Source organism: Acidimicrobiales bacterium (assembly GCA_016794585.1).
Lineage (GTDB): Bacteria > Actinomycetota > Acidimicrobiia > Acidimicrobiales > DATDAH01 > JAEUJM01.
On sequence record JAEUJM010000018.1, the window covers coordinates 90396 to 104617 of the forward strand.

Sequence of the window (14222 nt, forward strand, 5' to 3'; positions counted from 1 at the left end):
GCGGCGGCGCACCCTTCCCCGATGACGCTCCTGGGGGACCTGAACGCATCCGCACCGCCCGCACACGCGCCCGATCCGACGGCTTCGGCTCTGGCGGCTCTGGCGGTCGATTCGGGAGCCAGAGGCCGGGAGCCGATCGACCCGACCGCCGCCGACCCGCTCGGGCTGTTGAGCCGCCACGGGCGGGAGGCCACCTCGTCGGTGATCCGCGACCTGCTCGACTGGACCCGTCGGCCGGGGATGCTGTCGCTGGCCGGCGGCATCCCCGCCGCTGAGCGGCTGCCGGTCGAGCGGGTGGGCCGGGCGGTCGACCGGGTGCTCGCCGGGCATGGCGCCGCCGCTCTCCAGTACGGGCCGACCGACGGCGAGGCGGCGCTGCGGGCGCTCGTGGCGCCGACGCCCGATCGGGCCGACGACGTCGTCGTCACCACCGGCTCGCAGCAGAGCCTCGACCTGCTGGCCCGCGTGCTCGTGGACCGGGGCGACGTCGTGGTGGTCGAGGGCCCCTCCTACCTCGGCGCGCTGAGCGCGTTCCGGGCCGCCGGCGCCCGTCTGGTCGAGGTCCCGGGCGACGCCGCCGGTCTCGACACCGAGGTGCTGGCCGGCGCGCTCGCCGCCGGTCTGCGCCCGAAGGCGGTCTACGTCGTGCCCGAGTTCGCCAACCCGACCGGCGCCACCCTGTCGGCCGAGCGGCGGCGCCACCTCGTCGAGCTGGCCGAGGGGCACGGGTTCGTGATCGTCGAGGACGACCCCTACGGCGCCTTGCGCTTCGACGGGCCGGCCCTGGCCCCGCTGGCCGATCGCACCGACCTCGCCGTCCGCCTCGGCACGGCGTCGAAGACCCTCGCCCCCGGCCTGCGGGTCGGATGGGCGTCGTTGCCGGCGTGGCTGCGCGGTCCCGTGATCCGGGCCAAGCAGGCGGTCGACCTCCACACCTCGACCCTCGACCAGCTCGTCGTCGCCGACGTCCTGGCCGACGGTGCCTTCGTCGCCGCCCACCTGGCCGAGCTGCGGGCGGTCTACGGCCGACGGTGCCGGGCCCTCGTCGGCGCCCTGGCACGACTCGGCGGCGGTCGCTTCGAGGTGGCCCCGCCCGCTGGTGGGATGTTCGCCTGGGCGGCGCTGCATCCATCGCTCGGCCTCACCGCCGACGCCCTGCTGGCGTCCGCGCTCGCCGCCCACGTCGCCTTCGTCCCCGGGTCGGCCTTCGGGTTGGCCGCCGGAGAAGGTGAGCGGATCGGTCCCGCCGGCGACGGTGGGCGCCGGTTACGGCTGTGCTTCGCGACCCTGGACGAGGACCGGTTGACCGAGGCCGTCCGGCGCCTCGTCGCCGCCGTCGATGGCCCGGCCGGCGAGGCCGGCTGAGTCCCCACCGGGACGAAGGTCGCGGGGGCCGAGGGGCGACACGAGCGCGGCCGGCGGCCGCCATCGCACGGTGCTGAGGGCCTGGCGGGCACGTGCCTCGACCGCGACCGCGACGGCGAGGATCCCCACGGCGACGATGCCGTCGAGCCACCAGTGGTTGGCGGTGACCACCACCGCCCAGCAGGTGAGGGCGGGGTGGGCCAGCACCAGCCAGCGCCAGCGGCTGCGGCTGGCCACGATGGCGGCGAAGGCCACGAGCGCCGCCCAGCCGACGTGCAGCGACGGCATGGCCGACATCTGGTTGTTCACGCCCGTACCCACCTGCGGGTACACCGACTGCCCGAACTGGTGGGCCGTGTCGACGAACCCCAGCTCGGGCAGGAAGCGGGGTGGCGCCACGGCCAGGAGCTGGATGACGAGGCAGGCGCCGGTGAGCAGGGCGAGCACGTTGCGGATGGCCGGGTAGTCCTCGCGGTGGCGGACGAACAGCCACAGCAGGACGATGATCACCGCGGGGACGTGGGCGATCGCGTAGTAGAGGTTGGCGAACTGCACGATGAGCGGGTGGTCGATGATGGCCTGCTGCCAGGCCAACTCGCTGGGCAGGTGCAGCCACGCCTGGGCGTCGAAGATCCACACCGCCCGGTCCACGGCCCCCTCGGCATGGCGCACCGAGAGCTTCCCGGCGATGCGCCACAGGGAGTACAGCGAGCACACGAGGGCGGCCTCGAGCGCGAAGGGTCGCAGGGCGGTGCCCCACCGGCTCTTCGGTCGCACCAGCCAGGCGGCCGTCGCCAGCACCACGGCGGCCACCATCGTGTACGGCCAGGGCACCCACATCCCCGCCGACGCTACTCCCGCCTCGGGGACGGCGGACCAGCGGGGTTGCCGGCGCCGCACGGGATGGTCACGGTCGGTGGCGACGTGGCTCCGGAGGACCGAGGTGGAGGCGACAGCATCCGGAATCCGGTCGCTCTCGCCTCCACCTCGGATCGCTGCGGCGCCGACCACCACGACGAGCGATCGCCACCAGCTGAACACCCACCGAGCCCGGGCCGGCCCGTAGGGTCACGCCATGGGACGACGTGTGGTGGTGTGGGGGACGGGCAACGTGGGGCGGCCGGCCATCCGGGCGGTGGCGGCGCACGAGGACCTGGACCTGGTGGGCGTGATCGTGGCCAACCCGGACAAGGTCGGGAAGGACGCCGGCGAGCTGGCCTTCATCGAGCCGCTCGGCGTGGCCGCGACGGACGACCGGTCGATCGCCTTGAGCGGCGACGTCGACGCCGTGGTCTACGCGGCCACGGCCGACACCCGGCCGGAGGAGGCCTACGCCGACCTGCTCGACTGCCTTCGCAGCGGCGCCAACGTGGTGTCGACGGCGTTCTATCCGCTGCTGCACCCGGCCAGCGCGCCGCGTGAGCTGCTCGACGTAGTCGAGCCGGCGTGTGCCGAGGGCGACACCTCCGTGTTCGTCTCGGGCATCGACCCGGGGTGGGCCCTCGACATCCTGCCTGGCCTCATCAGCGGCGTCGGCGCCGGCATCACCGAGGTGCGCGTGCAGGAGCTGTTCAACTACGCCCTCTACGACCAGCCCGACGTGGTGCGCGAGGTCATCGGCTTCGGTGGCCCGATGGACGAGCTGCCCCTCATGCTCCTCGACTTCTCCCTCGACATGGTGTGGTCGCCGATGCTGCGCATCCTCGCCGACCAGCTCGAGGTGACCCTCGACGACATCGCCATCTCTGTGGAGCGCCGGCCCCTCGAGCGCACCATCGAGGTCGACGGCATGGGGACCTTCGAGGCCGGCACGCAGGGCGCGTTCCGCTTCGAGGTGCAGGGGATGGTCGGCGGCCGGCCGCTGTTGGTGGTCGAGCACATCACCCGCATCGACGACGATTGCGCGCCCGACTGGCCCTCCTCGTCGTCACCCGGTGGCGAGCACCGGGTGGTGCTTTCGGGTCACCCGAACCTCGTGGTCTCGGTGCACGGGACCGAGCCGGGCGAGCCCGGGGCCGCCGGCGGCGGCAACGCCAGCGCCGCCAACCGCTGCGTGAACGCCATCCCCGCCGTGTGCGCGGCGCCGTCCGGCCCCCTGAGCCCGCTCGACCTCCCCCTCATCACCGGCGCCCGCCAGCTCCACCTCGGCTGATCGCCTCCGGTCGGCGGCGGGCAGGCCCGCTTCTGGCTCCCGATTCGATCGTCCTGGCGATCGAGTCGGGAGCCAGTTCGCAGCAGGTCAGTCGTCGCTCGTCGCCTCGGGGGCGGCGCGCCGCCGCCAGCGGCGTCAGTAGGAGCCGCGTAGGAGGCGGCCGTAGCCGCCGGCCTTGCCGAGGTCGGGCGCCGCCTCGTGGCCGTCCCAGGCCAGCTTCCCGTTCACCAGCACGGCCCGGACGGCGTCGTCGTTGCGGCGCACCAGGCGGTCGAGGCCGGGGAAGCCGGGCATCGGCACCTCGTGGAACTCGTCGAGCTGCGCATCGAGGCCCACCGGGTCGACCACTACGACGTCGGCGCGACTGCCTTCACGCAGGTGGCCGGCGTCGACGCCCAGGTAGTCGGCGATCTCGCCGGTGACCCGGTGCACGGCCTGGCCGGTGCTCAGGAACGGGCGGCCGCGGCGGTCCGCGTCGCGGGCCAGGCGCAGCATCTGGAGGGCGAAGTTGTAGAAGCCCATGTTGCGCAGGTGGGCGCCGGCGTCGGAGAAGCCGATCAGCACCTGGGGGTGGGCGGCGATCCACTCGAGCTCCCGGAGGCGGTCGTTGCCGATGACCGTGTACCAGCGAAGGTCGGTGCCGTACTCGGCGATGAGGTCCATGAAGCAGTCGAGCGGGTCGACGCCGCGCTCGGCGGCCACGTCGGCGAAGGTGCGGCCGACCAGGGCCTCGTCGGGGGCGCCGACGATGCGGGCCTCGCGGAGGTCGCGGTGGTAGACCCGGCCCTTCACCTTGTTGGACCACTGGGCCCGGAAGCGCTGGCGCCAACCGGGCTCGGTCATCAGCTCGCCGCGGTGGTCGCGGTCGAGGTGGAGGGCCTCGGTGCCGGCGCCGAGCTCTTCGATGACCGGGTTCTCGAGGCCGTCGATCCACATGTCGAACACCATGGGCAGCGACTGCATGCGCAGGTCGGCGCCGAGGAAGCGCCGGCCGAGGGTGAGGAAGGCGCCGACGGCACGGTGGGTGCCGCGGGCGACCTTCACGTCGACCATCGAGATCAGCATCGTGCGCAGTGGTGCGTGGCGGACCTTCGAGGCGAGGCCCAGGAAGAGGGCGAGGTTCCACCGGGTCTGGATGTTGGGCACGGCCTGGAAGACGGCGTCGCGGCGGCGGACCGGCTCGACCAGCGTCCGGTACTCCTTCCACTTGGCGAACACCGACGGGGTGGGCCGGCTGCGGTAGCGGTCGCCGTCGCACTTGTCCCAGGGAAGGGTGTTGATGGAGAGGCCCAGATAGCCGGCGTCGAGGGCCTGGTCGACCATGGCCCGCATGGTGGCGATCTCGCCGGCGGTGGGAATGACGTGGTCGTCGACCGAGCGCCCGAAGCCCATGACGTGGGCCCGGATGGCCGAGTGGCCGAGGAGCGAGACCACGTTGGGCCCGAGGGGCAGGTCCTCGAGGTGGTCGAGGTACCCGGCGGGGGAGTCCCAGTCGACGATCTGGCGGAGCTTGGGCAGCACGTCGGCCCGGGGGATGCCCTCGACGCGGCAGAACATGTCGGCGAGGTCCTCGGGCTCGCCCACGGCGAACGACAGGCCGCACGAGCCCACGAGCACGGTGGTGATGCCGTGGCGCACGGACTCAGTGAGGTCCGGCGCGAACTCGACCTCGGCGTCGTAGTGCGTGTGGAGGTCGAGGAACCCCGGGGTGACCCAGCAGCCGGTGGCATCGATGACCTCGGCGCCGGCCGGGGCCTCGATGGACGGGGCGATGAAGCGCACGACGCCGTCCTCGACGAGCACGTCGGCCCGACGCCCGTCGGCGCCACTTCCGTCGAAGACCGTGCCGCCCGTGATCACCGTCGCTTCCACACCGAGAAGCTACCGCCCGCCCGACGCCGTACCGTCGGTGGGCCATGGCCCGACCGGACACCCGCCGCCTGGAAACCCTGCGCGCCGACCAGGCCCGCCGCATCCACCTCGCGGCGCAGGGCTTCGCCGCGCCCCGACCGTCGGGTCGGGTCGATCGCCGTCACGTGCGCCGGATGTTCGATCGCCTCGGGCTGCTCCAGATCGACTCGGTCAACGTCCTGGTGCGTAGCCACTACCTGCCGCTGTTCTCGCGCCTCGGCCCGTACGACCGCTCGTTGCTCGACCGCTTCGCCTACCGCCAGCACGAGGCCTTCGAGTACTGGGGCCACGAGGCATCGCTGATCCGCTCCGATCTCCAGCCCCTGCTGCGGTGGCGCATGGCCCGTGAACACCAGGGGTCGGGGATGCGCGAGTTCGGCCGGGAGAACGGCGACCTCATCGAGACGGTGTGGCGCGACGTGCTGGACCGTGGGCCCGTCAGCGCCGGCGAGCTCGACGAGGCCGAGCGCAAGAAGGGGCCGTGGTGGGGCTGGGGGGACACGAAGCGGGCCCTCGAGCACCTCTTCTACACGGGGCGCGTCGGGGCCCTCCGGCGAGCCAGCTTCGAGCGGGTCTACTGCGACCCCCGGCTGGTCCTCCCCGCCGCCGTCGCCGACGCTCCGACCCCGGACGAGCGCGATGCACTCGTCGCCCTGCTGGAGCAGTCCGCCCGTGGTCACGGCATCGGCACCGCCCGGGACCTCGCCGACTACTTCCGCCTGCCCATCACCGAGGTGCGGCCGCTCCTGCACGAGATGGCCGGCGCCGGCCTCCTGCACGAGGTGACGGTGGAGGGCTGGAAGCACCCGGCCTACCTCCATCCTGCGGCCGCCGTGCCCCGCAAGGTGGACGCCTGCGCCCTCGTGTCGCCCTTCGACTCGGTGATGTGGGAGCGCGACCGCGTCGAGCGCGTCTTCGGCTTCCGCTACCGCATCGAGATCTACGTCCCGAAGCCGAAGCGCACCTTCGGCTACTACGTGCTGCCGTTCCTGTTGGGCGACCGCTACGTCGCCCGGGTCGACCTCAAGGCCGATCGGGCCGACTCCTGCCTGCTCGTCCAGTCCGCGCACGCCGAGGAAGGGGTCGATCATGATGAGGTGACCGAGCGCCTGGCGGTCGAGCTCCGCACCCTGGCGGGTTGGCTGGGGCTCGACGACGTGACCGTCGTGGATCGGGGCGACCTGGCCCCCGCGCTCCGCTCCGCCTCGCCCTAGGGTCGTCGACATGGGTGGGAGCGGGGACGCGACGGTGGGGCCCGAGCCGGCGGAGCACGACGACGGCATCCCGCGGGACGAGGTCGAGGAGGCCGTCGAGGAGGCGGTCGTAGAGGCCGTCGAGGAGGTCGAGCAGCGGGTGGCCGAAGGGCGCCACGCCACCAACCTCGAGCTCTTCCTCGATCTCGTCTTCGTGTTCGCGGTCACCGAGGTGGCTGCGGTGTTGGCCGGGGACCTGCACTGGGCGGGGTTCGGCCGGGGTCTGCTCCTGGCGTGGTTGGTGTGGTGGCTGTGGTCGCAGTTCACCTGGCTGGGATCGGCGGTCGACCTCGGTCGGGGGTCGCTCTCCCAGTACCTCGTGCTGCTGGCCGTCCCTCCCGCGCTGCTCATGGCGGTGGCCCTGCCCGACGCCTACGGCGCCACCGGCACGAAGTTCGCGGCGGCCTACCTCGTGGTGAACCTGTGGTGCCTCGCCATCCAGGGCCGCAACGTCTGGGCCGACGCGGCGTCCCGTTCGGCGTGGCTGCAGTACATCCCGCTGGCCGCGCTGGCGCCGCTGGCTCTGTTCGCCGGCTCGTTCCTCGACGGCGACGCCCGGGTCGCGGTCTGGGCGCTCGTCGCCGCGTTCAACGTGGGCAGCGCCCTCGCGGCCGGGCGCCAGGACGAGGCCGGTGGTCGGGAGTGGAACATCGAGCCCACCCACTTCGCCGAGCGCCACGCGCTGTTCGTCATCATCTCCCTGGGCGAGGTGCTCGTGGCCGTCGGCGCCACCGCCGCCGAGGCGGAGCTGACCACCACCATCGGAGTAGGCCTCGTCACCGCCGTCGGCCTGGCCTGCGTGTTCTGGTGGGCCTACTTCGCCTACATCCCCGGCGTGGTCGAAGGCCGTCTGGCGAGCGCGGCACCCCGTGACCGTGGGCGGGTGGCCCGGGACCTCTTCACCTTCGGCCACTTCCCGGTCGTGTTCGGGCTCGTGCTCTACGCCGTGGTCGCGAAGCACGTCGTGGCCCACCCGACCGACCCGCTCGGCACGGCCGACCTCGTCGCCCTCGCCGGCTCGGTCGCGTTCTTCGTGGGCGGCCTCGCCGCCCTCCAGTGGCAGTGCGTGCATCGGATCTCCCGGGAGCGGATGCTGCTGGTCGCCGCGGTGGCGGCGCTGTGCGCCCTCGTCGGCCCGCACGTCGACGCCGTGGCGATCGTCGCCCTGGTCGGCCTCACCGTGCCGGCGCAGCAGGTCCACACGTATCGGACGTTCCGGCGCGCGACCATGGCGTCGTGACCGAACGCGCCCACGACCAGCTGCCGGAGACCTGGGGCTCGGTGGCGGCCGGGTACGACGCCTCCTTCGCGGGGTACACCGGGGCCTACGCCGACGCCCTCCTCGACATCGTGGCCATCGACGCGAACGAGCAGGTGCTCGACGTGGCTGCGGGCTCGGGGGCTTTCAGCCTGCGTGCGGCCCGGCTCGGGGCCGAGGTCACCGCGACCGACTTCGCTCCCGGCATGGTCGAGCTGCTGCGGGAGCGCTTCGTCGCACAGGGCCACCACCACTGCAGCGCCGCGGTCATGGACGGGCAGGCCCTCGACCTCCCCGACCACACCTTCGACCTCAGCGTGTCGATGTTCGGCGTCATCTTCTTCCCCGACATCGATGCCGGGCTGCGCGAGCTGACCCGCGTCACCCGTCCAGGAGGCCGCGTGGCCGTGGCCACCTGGGATCTCGGCGGCTTCCGCCTCGTCGACCTGGTCCGCGAGGCGCTGCGTCAGGCGCTGCCCGATCTCGACCTCCCCACGGCCGAGCCGGTCTGGGCCCGCATCGGCGACGCCGAAGGCCTGGGCGCGGCCCTGCGGGGCGCCGGGCTCGTCGACGTCGCCGTCCACCCCGTCACCCACGCCTGGACCTGGGACGACCCGGGTGGGTTCTTCCGGGAGCTCCCGGCCTGGTCGCCACCGGTCCAGCCGCTCTTCCAGATCCTCGACGAGGCACAGATCGCGGCCGGAGCGGCGGCGTTCGCCGAGCTCGTGAGCCACGCCGGCGGCACCCGCAGCGGCATCGACGTGACCGCCCTCCTCGGCCTGGGCACCCCGCCGCCGGCCGGTTCCTGATGGCCCGCAACGTCCTCGGTGGCGAGCTCGCCTCGTGCAGCGAGTCGCCCCGCACCGGCTACTACCGCAACGGCTGCTGTGACACGGGCCCCGGCGACCTGGGCGTCCACACCGTCTGCGCCCGCGTGACGGCCGAGTTCCTCGAGTTCTCACGGGCGCAGGGCAACGACCTCACCACCCCGCACCCCGAGCTGGAGTTCCCGGGCCTGCAACCGGGGGACCAGTGGTGCCTCTGTGCACCGCGCTGGCAGGAGGCGTTCGAGGCCGGGGTCGCGCCGCCCGTGGTGCTCGAGGCGACCCACGTCGGCACCCTCGAGTGGTGCGACCTCGCCGCCCTCCAGGCGCACGCCGTCACCGACTGAACGGCGCCCGCGCCGTCAGCTGACGGTGGGCAGGGCCGGCACCGCGGCGCCCTTGCGGTCACGGTCGCACGCGGTGCGGACGTGGCAGCCCTGGAGGTGGTCGTTGACCAGGCCGAGGGACTGCATCGCGGCGTAGGCGGTGGTCGGCCCCACGAAGCGGAAGCCGTGACGCTTCAGCTCCTTCGACAGCGCGGTGGACTCGGGGGTGCTCGCCGCGATGTCGCCGAGGCCGGCGGGCACGGGGCGGCCACGGCGCGGCGGCTCGAACGACCACACCAGCGCGGCCAGCGAGCCGAAGCGCTCCTGCACGTCGAGCACGGCGCCGGCGTTGTCGATGGCGGCCTCGATCTTGCCCCGGTGGCGCACGATGCCGGCGTCGCCGAGGAGGCGTTCGACATCGGCGTCGCCGAAGCCCGCCACCACGGCAGGGTCGAAGCCGGCGAAGGCCCGGCGGAAGCCCTCACGCTTGCGCAGGATGGTGAGCCACGAGAGGCCGGACTGGAAGCCCTCGAGGCAGAGCTTCTCGTACAGGCGCACGTCGTCGACGACGGGGCGTCCCCACTCGTCGTCGTGGTAGGCGGCGTAGTCCTCGGTGCCGGTGGACCACCAGCAGCGGCGCTTGCCGTCGGCGCCCCGCTCGACGCCCGGTCGCTCGTCGCTCACCACCGGTTGCGGGCCTCCTCCGCCCAGCCGACGACGCCGTCGAAGGCGAGCTCCTCACCGGCCTCCGTGCGCAGCGTGCCCGCCCAGGTGCCGAACACCTGGTGGACCTCCATCGAGAGCACGCCGAGGCTGGTGCGCGAGTGCTTGTCGTGCACGGGGGTGAGGGTGGCGTCGACGAGCCCGCCGGCGGTGTCGCGCACGCGCCAGTGCTCGAGGGGTCGGTCCCAGTCGTAGGTCCACTCGAGCTCGTCGTGGATCTTCGTGAGCCGCCCGTCCACGCACAGCCCGTTCTCGGTGTGGCCGGTGCCCTCGGTCCACTTGCCGCCGAATTGGAGCCCCACGGTCCGACCGTCGGCGGCCCGCCCGGAGGCGGTGCCCCAGTTCCAGCGGATGGAGTAGGGCCAGAGGCCGCGCCCGAGGTCGAGCGTGCCGAAGGCCTCGTCGGCGGATCCTGGGGCCCCACCGACCGCCACGACCTGATCACCCAGGCGGACCTCGCCGTGGGCGGGGCGGGTGTTCTGCTTGCTCGTGTACTGGAAGCGCTTGGGCGACCACGGGATGACGACGTTGAGGGTCTCGTGGTCGGCGGGCCGCTCGACGGTGAGGTCGATGCTGACGGCGCCGACCGTCGCGTCCTTCGTCCAGGCCGTGAGTCGGGTGTGGTCGGCCTGCTCGTCGATCGTGACCGACAGCCCGCCTCCTTCGACGGCCATCCGACCGGTGCACGGCTGGTCGGGCAGGGCGACGCCTCGGCCGAGCGGGATGACCCGTGCGACGTCGATCACGAGCCCGTCGGCGGGCCGGCAGATCCACAGGCCGGCGATGCCGACGTAGTCGACGTCGGCGTAGGTGAGCGAGACGTACAGGTGGGGCGTGGTGACGCACCAGTACTCCCACCGCTTGCGCCGGCCCCACGGGCCCTTCAGGTTGGCCCGGTGCAGGGGGCGCCGTGACCAGCCCGCGGCCCCCGCGGCGAGGCGGCCGCCCTCGTCGCAGAGGTCCACCGGCGTGATGATCTCGCGCTCGGTGGCGGCGCCGTCCGCCGCCGGGTCAGCGGTCATCATCGACCGGCCCGTCGTCGGTGCCCGCGGCGTCGGCGACTTCGGCGACGTCTCCGGGTGCACCTTCGTGCTCCGGGTCGCGGCCACCGCGCAGACCGATGCGCCGGAGGGCGTCGTTGGCCCAGAGGGCGGGCCCGGCGGTCACCTCCAGTGCGTCGACGAGACGGCCGACCTGGTGGGTCAGCTCGCCGACGTCGCCGATGGTGTCGGCCATGCCGCTGCGCAGGTCGTCCACCCCCACCACCACCTGGCTGAAGCGGTCGATGGCGGCGTCGAGCTTGGCGATGGTGCCGTCGAGGCTGCTGAGGGTGGCGTGCATGTGGTCGACGGTGGCGTTGAGGGCCTCGAGGGTCTCGTCGACCGAAAGGACGGCGTCCGCCATGCGCCGGGCCCGGGAGGCCGGCCGCTCGCTGCTCATGGGCGCCGACGGTACCCGCGCCGCGGCCCCTGTGAGCGGGCGGCGCGGGTGGCTCGGGCTGGCTGGGTCAGGCCGTGACGGTGAAGCCGGTGATCATGCCCTCTTCCACGTGGCTCTCGACGGTGCCGTCGTCCTCGGTCTCCACGATGTTGCAGAAGAGGGTGTAGTCGCCCTCGGTCAACTCGAACGTCCCGGTGCAGGACGTCCCGCCCGGGAAGGGCTCGATCTCGCCGATGAGGGCGCCGTCGGGCAGCGCCTCCTCGTCGACCTGGCCGTCGACGATCTCGAGCTCGTCTTCGGTGGCCTTGACCACCACCAACTCGTGGGGCTCCTCGCCGTCGTTCTTGGCCACGAAGGAGACGACGCCGGCCGGCGCCTCGGTCGGATCGGTGACGATGGAGAACTCGTCGAGGGTGACATCCACGTCGGTGTCGGCGTCGAGGTCCTCGCCGACGGGCACGCACTCGGCCTCGGCGGTGCTGCCCGAGCCGCTACCCGATCCGCTGCCGGCGCCGCTGGCCGACGCACCGGAGCCGCTGCCCGAGCCGCTCCCGCTCGAGCGGACGTCGCCGCCGTCATCGGTGCACGCCGCACCCAGCAGGGCCAGTGCCAGGACGAGGGCGAAGGGCAACGAGACGAGGCGGGCGGTGCGGCGCATGGGTCCTCCGGGGACGAGGCGGTCGGAGGCAGCGTAGTCGCCGCCCGACCCTCGGTGTGAAGTGCTCCTTACACGCTTCGTCCGACAACCCGTCGTCGGCCCGTGCGGGCGGGTGGCCCGTCGGCTCAGGGGCGCACCTCGTAGTAGAGGTTGGCCGGGTCCTCGAAGTCGTGGACGGTGAACCGGGTGAAGCCGGCGTCGCGCACCATCGCCTCGGCCACCCCGGTGCTGAAGCCGACCGTGCCGAGGCCGGCGCCGCCGGGCTCGGACAGGGCCGACGACATGCACGAGGTGATGGAGAAGCCGTACATCATCGCCAGCATCGGGTTGTGGCGGTCCGCCGACCACGAGCCGGTGCAGCGGATGTCCTTGATGAGCCACGTGCCGTCGTCGGCGATGGCCCCGCGTATGGCCGAGATGGCGTCGGCGGGGCGGGTCATGTCGTGCAGGCAGTCGAAGGTGAGCACGAGCCCGAAGCGACCGTCGTCGGGGAGCTCCTCGGCGCGGCGCTCGTGCAGTTCGACGTTGTCGAGGCCGAGGCCGGCGACGCGGGCGGCGGCCCGCTCGAGCGCGTGGTGGGAGAGCTCGTAGCCGTGGAAGCGGGAGCTCGGGTAGGCCTCGGCGAGGGCGGTGAGCGCCACCCCGGCGCCGCAGCCGACGTCGGCCACCTCGATGCCCGCTTCGAGTCGGTCCACGAGCCCGTCGAGGGCCGGGATGATGCGGGGCACGAGGGCGATGCGGGCCCAGGGGCCGAGGGACCGCTCGGTCTGGTGGGCACCCGCCGGGCCGAGCTGGTCGTACGAGAGGCCGATGCCGGTGCGGAAGGCCTCGGCGATGCCATCGACCACCTCGGCGTCCACCGGCGCGGTGAAGGCGCCGGCGGCGAACGCCAGGCTGGTGTCCTCGGCCACGAGCACCTCGACGCCCTCCGGGGTGAGCTCGAAGGTCTCGCCGTCCTCGGACGCCAGCAGCTCCGCGGCGGCGTTGCCCCGCAGCCACTCACGCAGCCAGCGCTCGTGCAGGCCGGTGCGTTCGGCGAGGTCCGCCGGGGTGATCGGGCCGGCGCCGGCCATGGCCCGGTAGAGGCCGAGGCGGTCGCCGAGGTGGATCAGCACCGAGACCTGCTCGCCCTGCTTGTAGCCCCAGACCCGGAAGGCGAAGAGGCCGACGGCCTCTGGGTCGGCGGCGCCCGTGTTGGCGGCCGCCGCCGCGGTCCGGGTGGTGCCCGCCTCGGTGGATGCGTCGTCGTGCTCGGCCATGTCGTCCCCCTCCGTGCCCCGTGCGGGCCTCACCATCATCGTCCAGGTTCGGTCGTCACCACGCCGGGATACCGCCGCGGCCCTTCGGCGCTGTCCGCGGGCGGCCGCCACCCGTACCATCGGGACGGGTCGATGGACCGAGGACCCGCGAGGAGGAGCACATGCGAGGACACCGCGGACCCTGGGCCCTGGTCACGGCCTTCCTGCTCGTCGGGGTGCTGGCCGCCTGTGGCAGCGACGGCGGCGGTGACGCCGCCTCGACCACCGCCGCTCCGCCCACGTCGGCGCCGACCAGCACCAGCGCGCCTTCGGGCACCTCCACGACCGCCGCCGGTGGCGAGGCCGACGTGCTGGTGTACTTCGCCCGCGACGAGGGCGTGGCCACGGCCGGCGCCACCGTGCCCACCCCCGCCGTGGCCGGCGGTGCCCTGGTCGCGCTCCTGGCCGGTCCCGACGACGTGGCCAGTGGCGCCGGCATGAGCACCGAGATCCCCGACGGCACCCGCTTCAACAGCGTCGTCATCGACCAAGGCACCGCCACGGTGGACCTCTCGGCGCAGTTCGCCTCAGGCGGAGGCAGCCTCTCGATGCAGCTGCGGGTGGCACAGGTGGTGTTCACCCTGACGCAGTTCGACACCGTCGCCGAGGTCGACATCCACCTCGACGGTGAAGCGGTCGACGGCATCGGCGGCGAGGGCGTTCCCGCCGAGGACCTCACCCGCGCCGACTTCGAGGACGTGACGCCGCTCATCCTGGTCGAGTCCCCCGTGCCCGGTGAGGCCGTCACCTCACCCATCGACCTCGGTGGGCTCTCGAACACCTTCGAGGCCAACGTCCGGTACACCGTGACCGCGGCCGACGGCACCGTCCTGGCTGACGGCTTCACCACCGCCACCGCGGGGACCGGGACGTGGGGCACCTTCTCGGAGTCGGTCGCCCTCGACGGTTCGCCGACGGGCGCCGGCACCGTCACGGCGTTCGAGGAGAGCGCCGAGGACGGGTCCCGCGTCAACGTCTACGAGGTCCCGGTCACCTTCGGGTGACCGGCGGACG

The 14222-nt window shown here is 73.3% G+C and carries 14 protein-coding genes; 7 read left to right on the forward strand and 7 right to left on the reverse strand.

What is annotated here, in order from left to right; all coding sequences use genetic code 11:
* The first annotated feature begins 21 nt into the window (after positions 1 to 21).
* On the forward strand, positions 22 to 1365 hold the full coding sequence (locus JNK12_10485; protein MBL8776352.1) for a PLP-dependent aminotransferase family protein: 1344 nt from the start codon (positions 22 to 24) through the stop codon (positions 1363 to 1365).
* On the opposite strand, the gene JNK12_10490 is transcribed toward JNK12_10485, so the two are convergent.
* On the reverse strand, positions 1267 to 2205 hold the full coding sequence (locus JNK12_10490) for a phosphatase PAP2 family protein (protein MBL8776353.1): 939 nt from the start codon (positions 2203 to 2205) through the stop codon (positions 1267 to 1269). The two genes, JNK12_10485 and JNK12_10490, sit on opposite strands and share 99 nt — an antisense overlap.
* A gap of 235 nt (positions 2206 to 2440) precedes the next feature.
* On the opposite strand from JNK12_10490, the gene JNK12_10495 reads away from it, so the two are divergent.
* Positions 2441 to 3517, forward strand: a complete 1077-nt coding sequence (locus JNK12_10495; protein ID MBL8776354.1) for a hypothetical protein — start codon at positions 2441 to 2443, stop codon at positions 3515 to 3517.
* Positions 3518 to 3652: 135 nt separating this feature from the next.
* Here JNK12_10495 and JNK12_10500 read toward each other — a convergent pair whose 3' ends face one another.
* Complete coding sequence (locus tag JNK12_10500; protein MBL8776355.1) at positions 3653 to 5389, reverse strand: amidohydrolase family protein; 1737 nt, start codon at positions 5387 to 5389, stop codon at positions 3653 to 3655.
* A 44-nt stretch (positions 5390 to 5433) separates the two neighbouring features.
* On the opposite strand from JNK12_10500, the gene JNK12_10505 reads away from it, so the two are divergent.
* Genes JNK12_10505 through JNK12_10520 form a run of 4 tightly spaced genes read left to right on the forward strand, consistent with a single transcriptional unit; the run spans position 5434 to position 9110 of the window.
* Complete coding sequence (locus JNK12_10505) at positions 5434 to 6642, forward strand: YcaQ family DNA glycosylase (protein ID MBL8776356.1); 1209 nt, start codon at positions 5434 to 5436, stop codon at positions 6640 to 6642.
* A 10-nt stretch (positions 6643 to 6652) separates the two neighbouring features.
* Entirely contained in the window at positions 6653 to 7921 is a 1269-nt protein-coding gene (locus JNK12_10510; protein MBL8776357.1) for a low temperature requirement protein A, read from the forward strand.
* Entirely contained in the window at positions 7918 to 8748 is an 831-nt protein-coding gene (locus JNK12_10515) for a methyltransferase domain-containing protein (GenBank protein MBL8776358.1), read from the forward strand. The genes JNK12_10510 and JNK12_10515 overlap by 4 nt, the downstream gene beginning before the upstream one ends.
* Positions 8748 to 9110, forward strand: coding sequence for a DUF2237 domain-containing protein (locus JNK12_10520; GenBank protein MBL8776359.1), 363 nt, complete (start codon positions 8748 to 8750; stop codon positions 9108 to 9110). The genes JNK12_10515 and JNK12_10520 overlap by 1 nt, the downstream gene beginning before the upstream one ends.
* Before the next feature lie 15 nt (positions 9111 to 9125).
* Here JNK12_10520 and JNK12_10525 read toward each other — a convergent pair whose 3' ends face one another.
* From JNK12_10525 to JNK12_10545, 5 genes are all read right to left on the reverse strand, one after another.
* Positions 9126 to 9773 (reverse strand): DNA-3-methyladenine glycosylase I, encoded by a 648-nt coding sequence (locus JNK12_10525; GenBank protein ID MBL8776360.1) that lies wholly within the window; start codon positions 9771 to 9773, stop codon positions 9126 to 9128.
* Positions 9770 to 10837 (reverse strand): DUF2804 domain-containing protein, encoded by a 1068-nt coding sequence (locus tag JNK12_10530; protein ID MBL8776361.1) that lies wholly within the window; start codon positions 10835 to 10837, stop codon positions 9770 to 9772. The genes JNK12_10525 and JNK12_10530 overlap by 4 nt, the downstream gene beginning before the upstream one ends.
* On the reverse strand, positions 10824 to 11252 hold the full coding sequence (locus JNK12_10535) for a hypothetical protein (protein ID MBL8776362.1): 429 nt from the start codon (positions 11250 to 11252) through the stop codon (positions 10824 to 10826). The genes JNK12_10530 and JNK12_10535 overlap by 14 nt, the downstream gene beginning before the upstream one ends.
* A gap of 67 nt (positions 11253 to 11319) precedes the next feature.
* Positions 11320 to 11910 carry a hypothetical protein gene (locus JNK12_10540; GenBank protein ID MBL8776363.1) on the reverse strand — a complete coding sequence of 197 codons (591 nt, stop codon included), beginning with the start codon at positions 11908 to 11910 and terminating at the stop codon, positions 11320 to 11322.
* Between the two features lie 125 nt (positions 11911 to 12035).
* Positions 12036 to 13169: a class I SAM-dependent methyltransferase gene (locus JNK12_10545; protein MBL8776364.1), complete on the reverse strand. Its 1134-nt coding sequence runs from the start codon at positions 13167 to 13169 to the stop codon at positions 12036 to 12038.
* A gap of 161 nt (positions 13170 to 13330) precedes the next feature.
* On the opposite strand from JNK12_10545, the gene JNK12_10550 reads away from it, so the two are divergent.
* On the forward strand, positions 13331 to 14212 hold the full coding sequence (locus tag JNK12_10550; protein MBL8776365.1) for a GerMN domain-containing protein: 882 nt from the start codon (positions 13331 to 13333) through the stop codon (positions 14210 to 14212).
* Positions 14213 to 14222 lie beyond the last annotated feature (10 nt).